Source organism: Paenibacillus sp. NPDC058177 (genome assembly GCF_042883835.1).
Lineage (GTDB): Bacteria > Bacillota > Bacilli > Paenibacillales > Paenibacillaceae > Paenibacillus_AQ > Paenibacillus_AQ agri.
This window is the reverse complement of sequence record NZ_JBHVVB010000004.1, coordinates 133545-146069: the sequence shown is the minus strand read 5'-3', so window position 1 is coordinate 146069 and position 12525 is coordinate 133545. Positions and strand designations below refer to the sequence as shown.

At 49.3% G+C, this 12525-nt stretch carries 8 protein-coding genes; all 8 read right to left on the bottom strand.

Annotation, left to right across the window (positions count from 1 at the left end):
• Positions 1-13: 13 nt before the first annotated feature.
• The 8 genes from ACFVU8_RS17855 to ACFVU8_RS17820 all read right to left on the bottom strand — a co-directional run bounded on the left by ACFVU8_RS17855 (position 14) and on the right by ACFVU8_RS17820 (position 12341).
• Positions 14-2071 carry an ABC transporter ATP-binding protein gene (locus tag ACFVU8_RS17855; protein WP_387428976.1) on the bottom strand — a complete coding sequence of 686 codons (2058 nt, stop codon included), beginning with the start codon at positions 2069-2071 and terminating at the stop codon, positions 14-16.
• 20 nt (positions 2072-2091) lie between these two features.
• Complete coding sequence (locus ACFVU8_RS17850) at positions 2092-2976, bottom strand: ABC transporter permease (RefSeq protein ID WP_387428973.1); 885 nt, start codon at positions 2974-2976, stop codon at positions 2092-2094.
• Between the two features lie 30 nt (positions 2977-3006).
• Complete coding sequence (locus ACFVU8_RS17845) at positions 3007-3933, bottom strand: ABC transporter permease (RefSeq protein WP_387428971.1); 927 nt, start codon at positions 3931-3933, stop codon at positions 3007-3009.
• Between the two features lie 20 nt (positions 3934-3953).
• Positions 3954-5606, bottom strand: a complete 1653-nt coding sequence (locus ACFVU8_RS17840) for an ABC transporter substrate-binding protein (RefSeq protein WP_387428968.1) — start codon at positions 5604-5606, stop codon at positions 3954-3956.
• Positions 5607-5655: 49 nt separating this feature from the next.
• Positions 5656-6717: an LLM class flavin-dependent oxidoreductase gene (locus ACFVU8_RS17835; RefSeq protein WP_387428966.1), complete on the bottom strand. Its 1062-nt coding sequence runs from the start codon at positions 6715-6717 to the stop codon at positions 5656-5658.
• A 240-nt stretch (positions 6718-6957) separates the two neighbouring features.
• Entirely contained in the window at positions 6958-8454 is a 1497-nt protein-coding gene (mqo, locus tag ACFVU8_RS17830) for a malate dehydrogenase (quinone) (protein ID WP_387428963.1), read from the bottom strand.
• Positions 8455-8613: 159 nt separating this feature from the next.
• Entirely contained in the window at positions 8614-9261 is a 648-nt protein-coding gene (locus ACFVU8_RS17825; protein ID WP_387428961.1) for an MBL fold metallo-hydrolase, read from the bottom strand.
• Positions 9262-9449: 188 nt separating this feature from the next.
• The gene (locus ACFVU8_RS17820; protein WP_387428959.1) at positions 9450-12341 is read right to left on the bottom strand and encodes an S-layer homology domain-containing protein; all 2892 of its coding nucleotides are present in this window, start codon (positions 12339-12341) and stop codon (positions 9450-9452) included.
• Between the last annotated feature and the right edge of the window lie 184 nt (positions 12342-12525).

The window sequence follows — 12525 nt, the reverse complement described above, 5'->3', positions numbered from 1 at the left end:
AGATGAGAATGGATTAGAGCGGATAATGACAGGCTGCCGCATGACCACTGCCGATGTCCGCAAGCTTCGGCTCCTCTTCCCGGCATCTTGCCATAGCCACTGGGCAGCGCGTATGAAATCTGCAGCCGGAGGGCGGAGACATCGGCGAGGGGATTTCTCCTTGAATGGAGACGAATTCCCTTTTGCGGCTGGGATCCGGCCAAGGAATGGAAGCAAGCAGCGCAGCTGTATAGGGGTGGGCTGGATGCTGGAACAATTCATCTGCCGGCGCGACCTCGACCAGCTTGCCAAGATACATAACCCCGATCCGCGACGACACATGCCGGACGATGTTAAGACCATGCGCGATAAATACATAGGTTAAACCGAGGGTGCTCTGGAGGTTCTGCATTAAGTTGACGATCTGGGCCTGTACCGACACGTCTAGTGCAGATACAGCTTCGTCTGCCAGCACGAACTTCGGTTGCAGCGCAATTGCGCGGGCAATCCCGATCCGCTGGCGCTGTCCGCCTGAAAATTCATGAGGGTAGCGGTCAGCCCAAGCCGGATTCAGCCCTACTAACTGCAGCAGCTCTTCCACACGTTTCTTGCGCTCGGCGGCAGGAAGTGATTCATGCACGACTAACGGTTCAGCAATGGTCTCACCAATCGTCCACCTTGGATTGACCGAGCCATAGGGGTCCTGGAAAATCATCTGCATATCCCGGCGGACATCACGGCGCCTCGCGGCGTTCATATCCGTCAGGTCTTCGCCGCTGAATAAGACGCGGCCAGCACTGGCCTGCTCCAGCTGAATCAGGACACGCCCGAGCGTAGATTTGCCGCTGCCGGATTCACCGACAAGCCCAAAAGTCTCCCCTTTGTGAATCGTGAAGGAAACGTCATCTACAGCATGAACGACAGCCTTGGTCAAGCCGAAGGGTCCTTTGACCGGATAATGCTTCGTTAATCCGGAAACCTCAAATAACGGTGGCGCCTTCGCTAGCGCTTCAGCTGCGACGCTTGGAAACGACGTTTTATGGGACGAAGTTATCGTTCCCGACGCACCCAGTAGTACTGTCCGGCGGTCCGCTGCCTGATCAATGTCCTGACCGTTCAAAAGTTTATCCGTATGCCAGCAAGCTGCTTCATGGCCGTCTTCTCCGGCCAGCGCCGGCACCTCGGTACGGCATTGGTCAGTAGCCAGCGGGCAACGGGGATGAAACCGGCAGCCGGAAGGGAATTCCGCCACATTGGGCGGCGTTCCTTCAATGGTATATAGCGCCGCGCTGCGGTCGCTGTCCATCGTCGTAATGGAACGCAGCAGCCCCGCAGTGTAAGGGTGATGCGGTTGCTCGAACAGGCGGGCTGCCGGTGCCTGCTCTACGATCCGTCCGGCATACATGACGATCATCCGATCAGCCATCTCGGCTGCAATCCCGAGATCGTGGGTAATCAGCAGAATGGACATTCCATATTCCGCCTTTAGTTCGTTCAATAGCTTTAGAATCTGCGCCTGAATCGTGACATCGAGCGCTGTTGTCGGCTCATCCGCGATTAGAAGCTCCGGCCCGCAGGCGAGCGCCATAGCAATCATTGCCCGCTGGAGCATTCCTCCAGACAGCTCATTTGGGTATTGACCGAGGCGCAGCTTCGGCTCCGGGAATCCGACGCGGCGAAGCAACTCCTCCGCATGCGCCCGGGCTTCCTTCACGCTGCGTTTGTCGTGACGACGAATCGTCTCCACAAGCTGGGCACCAATCGTAAAGACGGGATCGAACGCCGCCATCGGCTCCTGGAAGATCATCGCGATTTTTTTGCCGCGAATAGCCCGCAGCAAGTTCTGGGGGAGCGTCGTTAACTCTTGACCGTCCAGCTTCACACTGCCCGCCGCGATGCGCCCCCGGTCGAAATCGGTCAAGCGCATGATGGCTTTGGACGTAATCGTCTTGCCGCTGCCGGATTCACCGACCAGACATACCGTCTCACCTCGGCCGATATCAAAGGAGACATCCGCGATCGGCACAAGCGTGCCGCCGGATGCCTGGAATTCAACCTTCAAGCTTTCGATTTCCAGCAAGGGTCGGGTCATATACTGCCTCCTTCCGCCAGTCAGGCGCCGCTTTTTCTCGGATCCAGCTTATCCCGCAGCCGGTCTCCAATGATGTTGATAGCCAGTACAAATAGCGCGATAGCAAGACCCGGGAACGTACAAATCCACCAGGCTACCGTCAAATACCCGCGTCCCTGTGCCAGCACAGTGCCCCAGTCCGGAATTTCCTTGATGACCCCAAGCCCCAGAAAGCTAAGCCCGGATCCAGTCAGAATGGAGGTGCCAATGCCTATTGTCGCCATAACAAGAAACGGTGCCAGCGAGTTGGGCAGCACATGCTTGCGGAAAATGCGAAACCCCGTACTGCCGATAGAACGGGAGGCTGTGACGAACGCCCGGTTCTTGACGCTAAGCACCTGGCTCCGCATCACCCTTGCATAGCGCGGAATCGTACCTGCGGCTATCGCCAGTACGACGTTGATTAGGCTGGGACCGATGGCTGCGGCAATCGCCAACGCCAGCAGAATCCCCGGTATCGTCATCAGAACCTCGATAATACGCATGATTACCTGATCGACCCATCCTCCGACATAGCCGGAGAAGGCCCCGAGAATACCACCGGTCAAGCCACCCACAATGACGGAAGCCAGACCGATGAGCAGTGAATCCCGGCTGCCGTAGACGATCAGACTGAACACATCTCTTCCGAAATAATCGGTTCCAAGTAAGTGCTTAACGCTGGGCGGTTGCAGCAACTGAGCCGCATCCATCATCGTGGGGGAATAGGGCGCGACCCACCCCGGCACAATCGCACAAACGATCAGAAACAGCACAACCAATTCTGCCGCGTATAGAAACAAATCAGATGCGCCGAGATGCCATGACTTTGCAGGTCGTTTTCGTTCGCTTTTCCACAGTGGCTTAAGCGCAGTTGCATCTTTCATTCTGGTTTCTCCCTCCTTCTATGCGACTTCTTAGGTCGACCGCCGGATGCGCGGATCAACTAACGAATACGAAATGTCTACCAGCACGTTCACGGATACATAGATGATTGCGGTAAAAAAAACAACGCCCTGCACCACCGGTATATCCTTTGCCATGATTGCGTCAGCGAGAATCCGGCCGATCCCTTGCCGCGCGAACACCGTCTCGATCACGACCGTTCCGCTTAGCAGCTCGCCGATCATGACCCCAATCATCGTCAGCGCAGGAATCAAAGAATTGCGCAGCGCGTGACGGTACATGACCGCTCGTTCCGCAAGCCCTTTAGCGCGTAGGGTCAGGATGAACGGCTCACTCAAGATCTCAAGCATCGTATTGCGGACCATCCGGACGATAAAGCCTGCACCTACGAGCCCAAGCGCAATACCGGGCAGCACGAGTGTTTTCCAGCTTCCAGAGCCCATCGCCGGAAACCAGCCCAGCTTAATGGAGAACAGCAGCAGCAGCAAAATCCCCGTCCAGAACGACGGCATCGATATGCCGAATAGGCCAACAAATCGTGCCAGCACGTCGATAATGCCGTTCCGGTGGATCGCAGACAAGACGCCGAGAAGGATACCAACCACGATGGAGACAGCGGCGCTGACGAAAGTAAGCGCAAGCGTAGCCGGAACTTGCTCGAGGATTTTAGGCAGAACCGGATCTTGTGTAATCCGCGAATGGCCGAAATCCCCTTGCAGCAAATGGATGAAATAGCGGGAAAATTGCTCATAGAACGGCTGATCCAATCCGAGTTGATGGCGTAAATCGGCAATTGCCTCAGGCGATGTCGCATTGCCATCCAGCATCTGCAGCACCGGATCACCAGGCAGTACATACATGATGAGGAAGACCAGCATCGATGAACCGGCCACGACGAGCAGGGAAGTGAGTAATCGCGTTACAATGGTTCCGGCCATTTCATTAGCCTCCTCCCCGGTTATTTGTGGATACTTACATCGTAAAATTGCGGGTACCCGAGCAAATCAAATTTCAGACCTTCGACCGTCTTGGGATGGGCTACCGTATATGGGAATACATAGATTGGGAGGATAACAGCATGATCAATCAGATATTGCTGGATTTGGGTGTAGGCTTCTTTGCGTTTCTCCAGATCAGACTCCTCTGAGCCGAGATCAAGCAGCTTATCGATTTCAGGATCGGACAGATTCGACCAGTTCGTGCCGCCGTTGGCGTATTCCTTGCCGGACTGGAAAATGCTCCGCATCACGTCAGGATCAGCTTTCACCTGGGAATTGCCAAACAGATCGAAGTTGCCTTCTTTCAGTGGTGTACTAGTATCCTTTGTAATGTTGAGTGTCACATTGACGCCGATCGCTTTCAATTGCTGCTGAACGATCGCCGCAATGTCGTTACGCTTCTCACGGTTCGGCGAACCATCAAGATAACGGAGAATCAGCTTCTTGCCATCCTTCTCACGGATGCCGTCCGCACCTTTCTTCCAGCCTGCTTCATCCAGCAGCTGGTTTGCCTTATCAAGATCGGGTTTGATCTTGTTCTCAAGCGATGCATCATATCCGAGTAGCCCTGGTGTAATGGACGACCAAGCCCGGTCGTAGGTTCCGAGGTATAGAGTTTTGACAATGGTATCGACGTCGACCGCAAGCTGCACCGCTTGGCGCGCCTTGATATCACTCCAAATGTCACTCTTCAAATTGAAATAGAGAGAGAAGGCTGTTCCGTTCGTGATCGCCTGATCCACCTGGAACTGAGGATCATTTTTAAGTGCGGCAATATTCTGTGGTGGAACCGCTTCTGCAGCCAGCAGCTGCCCGCTTTGTACACTACCGATCCGTGTCGCCTCTTCCGGTACAATCTTGAACGTCAGCTTATCCAGATGCGAAGGTCCTCTGTTATCCGCAGTTGGTGGCCCCCAGTTGTAATCCGGGTTCTTTTCCAGAGCGATTTCGTCGTTCTCCGTCCAGCTGACAAATTTGAACGGCCCTGTGCCTACAGGATGCTTGCCATATTGATCACCATACTGCTGTATGGCCTGTGGTGAAGAGATGCCGAGGAACGCTGAGCTCAGCCCGCTAAGAAACGGCTCGAACGGCTGGGATAGGATAAACTTGATGGTATAATCATCCACCACCTCCGCCGATTCAAAAGGACCAATCAGGGATTTGGCCTGACCTCTAGCCGACGTCGTAATATGGTCAAAATTCGCTTTGACAGCAGCAGCATTAAATGGCGTTCCATCTTGAAACTTGACATCTTGACGTAGCTTGAACGTATACGTCTTGCCGTCTTCTGATTTCGTCCACTCCGTTGCCAGCCAAGGCTGGAAGCTTCCATCCTGAAGCTGAACGACGAGACTATCCGTGATATTTCGGAACACCCGGTGAGATACTGCAAAGCCGCTTGCTCCTGGGTCGAGCGTGTCAGGAGATGTCGCCAGCGCGTAAGTCAGCTCCCCACCCTCCACTGGCTTGGCAACCGCTGGAGCCGCTGCAGAAGAATCGGTAGAGCTTGTCGCTTCTCCGCCTTTGGCCGCGCAGCCAGCCAAGACCAGTGTCAATGCCGTTGTTAACGATACATAAGTCGCCCATTTGATAAACCGTTGTCTCTTCATACTCAGCTCCCCTTTTCTCTTAAACGTTTTAGTAGACTATGCGCTACACTCACACCTGCTGCAAAGTCAGTTCCTTTCCGTCCCACACCGTGCTGGGAATTTCTCGCCGTAGAACGGGCATAACGTCCTTAGCGAACCGCTCTATTTGCTCCAGCTGCTCAGATTCGCTCAAGCCGTCCGCACCGATGCTAAGCACCTGATGCCCATATGCACGGTGGTAAGTCAGCACCTTTTCGATTACACTCTCCGGACTGCCAACCAGTGTAGGACCGTTCTCTACCGTATCTTCAAGGCTCTTAAATGGCGATTGATTATGCTTCGCCGAATCCGTGGAGCTAAATGCCTCATAATAAGGCTTATATCTACGGATTGCTTCCTCCTTCGTATCAGCCAAATATAGACTGCCACCACCCGCTCCGACGATTGCATCCTTCGGATCGTGTCCGTAGTACTCCCAGCGTTCACGATAATGGTCGATCAGTGCCTTGTACTTGGCCATCGGATGAAAGCCATTTGACGAGAAGATCGGCTCCCCGTACTTCGCCGCAAGCTCAGTAGATAACGGGCTAGAGGCACTGCCATGCCACACCGGAATCGATTTCTGGTACGGCCGGGGTTGTGTCGTCACCTTATCCAGCGGCGTCCGGTACTGTCCCTGCCAGGTGACATTTTCTTCGTTCCACAGCCGCTTGAGCAGGTCATAACGCTCGGCAAGGGATTCCCACTGCTCCTCTTCCTTAATTCCGAACAGCGGATAATGGCGTGGATCATTGCCTTTGCCGATGATTAGTTCAAGCCGTCCGCCAGACAAATGATCGAGCGTAGCATAATCCTCAGCCACCCGCACAGGATCCAGTACGCTCAGCACGGTCACCGTCGTAAGCAATCGAATGCGACTCGTTCTGGCCGCAATTGCAGTTAGAACAACCGGTGGAGACGAGGATAAGAACGGCGCTCCGTGTCGTTCGCCTACGCCGTAAGCATCAAAGCCTAGCTTCTCAGCAAGCTCTGCCTGCTTTAGCACGTTCTGAAATTTTTGTTGTGTGGTGAAGGTCTCACCCGTAAGAGCATTCGGAAGATTAAGCATCAGACTAAATAGAGCGAATTTCATGTGCTATCCCTCCTTCATATGATTTCACTAAAACATTATAATCCGGTTGTTTTAGTATGAATTATAAAGACTGTAGCATCCTTACCTCCCCGCGTCCAATAGAGTTTTTCTAGTTTTCATTCAGAAAATCTGATACAAGTCCCTTTCTACTCGGTCACCGGGTAATTTTCAGAAAAACAAATAGCCCTCATTCCATGAAATCCAGGAACGAGGGCTATTCTGCTTATTTTTTTACACAGTCTACCTGACGGGTTGCCGCTCACTGCTTAAACCCAGCGTCTTAGCTGTAGAAGTATGAATTTTCTGGATGAGATCAGGATTGTCCACTAGTGGCACACCATAAGAAGGAATCATTTCTTTTATTTTTGGTTCCCAGTCTTTTAGATGTTGCGGGAAGCATTTCTCGATCACCTCAAGCATGACGGAAACGGCAGTAGAAGCACCCGGAGAAGCGCCAAGCAATGCAGCAATCGATCCATCACCGGCACACACCACTTCCGTGCCAAATTGGAGTGTTCCTTTACCGGCCGCGGTATCTTTGATGACCTGCACACGCTGACCTGACACTAATAGATCCCAGTCCTCGTTTTTAGCATTAGGGATAAACTCCCGCAGCTCTTCCATGCGTTGTTCTTTCGAAAGCATCACTTGCTGGATTAGGTATTTCGTCAGGGACAGATTTTTGGCACCTGCCGCTAACATCGTTAGCACATTATTGGGTTTTACAGAACCGAGCAAATCAAACATCGAACCAGTCTTCAAGAACTTGGGTGAGAAACCGGCAAACGGTCCGAAAAGTAACGATTTTTTATTATCGATAAATCTGGTGTCTAGATGCGGAACAGACATTGGCGGTGCACCGACCTTCGCTTTACCGTATACTTTGGCATGATGCTGGGCTACAACTTCTGGATTATTACACACCATGAACAGCCCGCTGATCGGGAATCCCCCGATATGCTTGCTTTCAGGGATACCGGATTTTTGCAGCAAAGGAAGACTGCCTCCCCCGCCGCCGATAAAGACAAATTTTGCCGTACGGCGTTCAACTTGACCCCTATCATTCCGTACCTTCAGTTCCCACAAGCCTTCGCTGGTTCGTCTAATATCTTCGACACCATGCTTGTAGTGAATATCGACATTCTTACTCTTTAAATGTTTGAACAGCATGCGCGTTAAAGCGCCAAAGTTAACATCCGTACCAGTGTCGATTTTAGTGGCTGCGATCGGCTCATTCAATGGCCGGTCCTTCATAATAAGCGGTATCCATTGCTGCAATTGTTTCGGATCTTCGGAGAATTCCATACCTTGAAATAACGGGTGGTTTGAGAGCGCTTTAAAACGTTGCTTCAGGAACGCTACATTCTTCTCTCCGAGCACCATACTCATGTGTGGCAATGGCATGATAAAGTCTTGCGGATTACGAATCAGATCACGGTTCACAAGATAAGACCAAAACTGCATCGAATCTTGAAAGTGTTCATTCACGATAACAGCTTTGCTGATATCTATAGTTCCGTCCGGTTTTTCCGTAGTGTAGTTAAGCTCGCACAGTGCAGCATGCCCCGTTCCCGCATTATTCCATTCGTTGGAGCTTTCCTCTCCTGCGCTAGCCAGCTTTTCAAACACTGTAATTTTCCAATCCGGTACTAATTCTTTCAACAATGTCCCCAACGTCGCACTCATGATTCCGGCACCAATTAAAATAACGTCTGTTTCGGTTTGTCTGCTGCTCATGTTTACCGCCCTTACACGTTAGTATTATCTTCTCAATTATAACCTGCACCTAGTATATCACTTTTAATTTTATAGATTAAGTTAGTTACTATTATATGACAGGGATTTGTTATTTAAAAGCTGGGAATTTTCGTGGGGCTTCCTTTTTGCAACTCTTCCTCAAGAAACGATGCTTAGTATTCTATCAATGACTGGCTTGTCCAAAACTATATTATGGCCGGATATACAAGTGTCAAAGTCCATCTCTCGATACTTTAATAGTGTGCTGATATAATCTTCTTTTTCACCATAGAGGCTTGGAACAATTTCATCCACGGAGTCGCCGATATTATCACCTACATTGATTACCTTTTCTACTTCATCAATTATACTTATAGAATCCACGGTATGACCAGGGGTGTATATGAGCCTTATTTTATCTTCAGGAAAATACAGTTCTTGTTCAAATGTGAGATTTGGCAGATGCATTTCCGCTTCACCCTCCAGATACTTGTTATACTTCTGAAACGTAGTCTCCCAATTCTGCTCTATCATTTCTCTACATAGCTTATGAGATATGATCATACAATCGTGAAGTGAACTATTTCCCCAAATATGATCCCAATGATAATGTGTATTTATAACAATTATTGGTTTGGTGTCATGCCCTATGTATTCTTTAATCGCTGCAACGGTTAGAGAGCCAAGCCCTGTATCAATAATATAGTTGTACTTATCCCCCAAAATCAGTTGAACGTTCAGATCCCACCCTGAAGTAGTTCGAGTTGTAAACATAACATTTCTATTCTTAATTTTTTCAATTTTCATAATTACACTCTCGTTTCATGTCATTGTCCATAAATATAAGTTTTTATGTAACACCCAAATTGTACCATTACATACTTGATCTTAGATAATGCTTTTGATATATAAAAAACGATTGGATTAGGTACCCCTGATCCAATCGTTTTTTTCTTTAGTCCCTTTCGGGTAAGTGCCTTATCCGAACCACTTTTTTATTTTAATACAATATTATCAATCAGCACGGCAGAGTCATAAATACTGTCTCCTTGATCCCAAACGTGGAAGCGAAGGACAATTGAAGCCTTGCCGGCAAATTGGCTAACGTCGTACTGCACGTGCTTCCAATTGGTCATGTATGTCGTTTCATCCCCACCGTAGAAATCAATCGCCACTTTGTTCTCATCAATCCAGTACGCCGTGGACTCATTAATTGATTCGGTTCCAATGGTGACGGACTCGTTACCGAAGACACTCGTTGTTACAGTATCTCCCCCATACAGATGAGAAGTAACGACATTAGCTGCATTGATATATACACTGGAAGTTACCGTTGCTTTAAAAGTATCGTTATATACCGATCCAACGAATTCCGTTGGCTCCTCAGAAATGAAGTTATAGTCGAAAGAAAGCGTCGTTACTCCAGCCGGAATCCTAAAACTCTGCTCGATGTAACTATCCGAATTGTAATCGACGCCTCCAAAATCGTTGTTTTCATATCCAAGGCCGGTGCTGATAATAGCCATGTAGTTGCCCTCTGTCGGTTTGAGTGGTCCCAGCTTGGAGATCACCCGAACATCCCCATTTCCATTCCAGCCGATCCAATTACCGGTCTCAAATGTTCCGTTGATAAGCCCTTCTGTCTTGGTACCAATGTTGCTTCCCTTCATCGCGAAAGCCGCCAAACCGTCGCTTGCGCCATTTGCATCCACTGCTGCCTTGAATGCTTCTTCGGTCGTCTGGTTCCCATCGATCAAAGCTTTGAACACCGATTGGACAATCGCTTGATCATACGCAAGCTTTACATAATCTGTGTATCCATAATAAGTGCCAGCACCATTGTTAATGAACGCATCTGCCATAGAATGATTGTACATGCTCCGGCAGCTGCCATTAAATACGATTGTATTAGGCAGCATATCGTTATAACGTGTAACAAAAGAAGGTGTTATAGCATAATAACCGGAGATAATAGCCAGTCTTCCTTTTTTCAAGTCTAACTCATATGCTTTTTTACTCTCTGCCGTTGCCTTTTCCCCTGTCAAGAACATGACCTGCGGACCAGCATATTTGAAATCAATGCCATACTTTTTATGGAGCATCTGGAGTACATTATCATCATAGAACGTATCACCGTGTGTATCTAAAACCACGACTCCATAGTTAGTTAGTCCTTTAAAGAAGTTAACATCAGCTGCGCTATCTTTTACTCTGTCCACAAGGAACGAATTGGACTGAACAAACTCATCATACACAGCGTCATAAACAGTCGAAGACGTCAGCTTGGTAGAGAATGGAGAAATTACAGCAACCCGCTTGCTGCCTATTGATGCAGCAGTTTGCTCCACACTTTGCGTTAGCGTATTCGCTGTGAATACATCACTGGAAGTAGCATCTTCATCTGTACCGCTTAACCCCTTCGTATTCTCTGGAGCTGCTGAAATCCCCCCGAGAATCCCTGTGTCCAGCGCGTACCATATACTGCCGCCATTACCGGAGATACCTGCATACTGTACTTCGTCTTGCGTTTGCAGCCATGCCACGGTTTCTTCCTTCGCTTTTTGCAAATCGCCGTATTGAGCGACTAACTGATCAAGTTTGTCCTGCGTATTGTTTTGAATCATTTCCGTTTGTGCTAGCTGCTCTTCTGTAAGATGCTTTACTACAGATAATTTAAAAACTGAACTGCTTGGGGCATCCCCCGTATAAGCCTGCAAATTTATGTAACCTTCCGTACTTTCAGTCAGTGTAACTTTTCCACTGTAGATCCCGTCTGCTTTGAGACTGTCTCCATGATTTGCCAGACCATCATCATAGAGCGATGTGATTTTGGAAATCACATTACCGCTTGCATCTACCTTATACACACTCGCAGTTACCGTTTCTTCCTCATTGAGCGATACACGGAATATGACTTCTGTTGGCTCATCGGCATAAATGGAGTCGGTGCCCTCCCCTTTCACCACAACTTGGAGCCCGTTTGTTGGTGCAGAAGTTGGAGGGGTCGGTGCAGGAGTTGCTGGTGGCTCTGTTGGTGCAGGTGTCGCCGGTGCAGGTGCCGATGGTACAGGTGCCGTCGGTGCTGGCGGGGTCGATTCAGGTGCTGGAACTGACGAAGAGTTCCCGCGGTCGGTTATCACCGAAGTCGCAGCCGGGGTTGTAGTTGGGGTTGCCACAGGGGCTTCACCCTTGTTAACCTCTTCAGCAAGGAACTCCTTCGATCTCTCAACATATACCGACTTATTGGTTTTGAATTCATAAGCTAGACGAGCCAGAGCCTGCCGCTCAGCTTGGTCTTTCGGTTTGAAATTCAGTGTCCCGTCACTGCCTTGAATCCCGTTGATGAAGCCATTCTTGAAGGCCAAAGATACATGCGCTTTTGCCCATTCGGATACCTTCGATAGATCGGACAGCTTGGCATCAACCGGGAGTTTCTTCGCCGCATCTTCTAATTGGAAAGCTCGAATGAAGAATACGACCAACTCTTCACGGGTGACCTTGGAGTTAGGACTAAAAGTAGTAGCAGATGTTCCTTCTGTGATCCCGCTATCTACCAATGCCCCTACATAACCCCGGTACCAACTGTTCCGGTTAACGTCTTTGAACGGTGCCGCTTTATCTCCATTTTCTTTCAGACCGAGAGATAAAACGATAATTTTCGCCAATTCGGCGCGCGTCATGGCCTTATTCGGCTGAAAGGTGTTATCTCCATATCCTGAAATTATTCCTGCTTCTACTAATGATTGAATCTCCTTTTTCGCATAAGAACCAGCGATGTCTTTAAGCTGCGTTGCCTCACCAAACGCTGTGAATGGCATAAGCGTGCTTAACAGCAGGGCAAACACCATCATCAAACTGACTTTACGGCGCACTGCATGTAATAACATTATCTTCTCCCCTTCTAATCTAAGAATTTCACTGAACGTCGTCAGTCTCTGTAAACCCCAATATAGGGTTTATAACCCAATTAAGACAACCTATTGATTTTACAATACTAATTGGAGTATTTACAATATTTATCGGTAATTATTGTAAATACCTTTAGTACTATTGAATCAGCAATGTTACAGT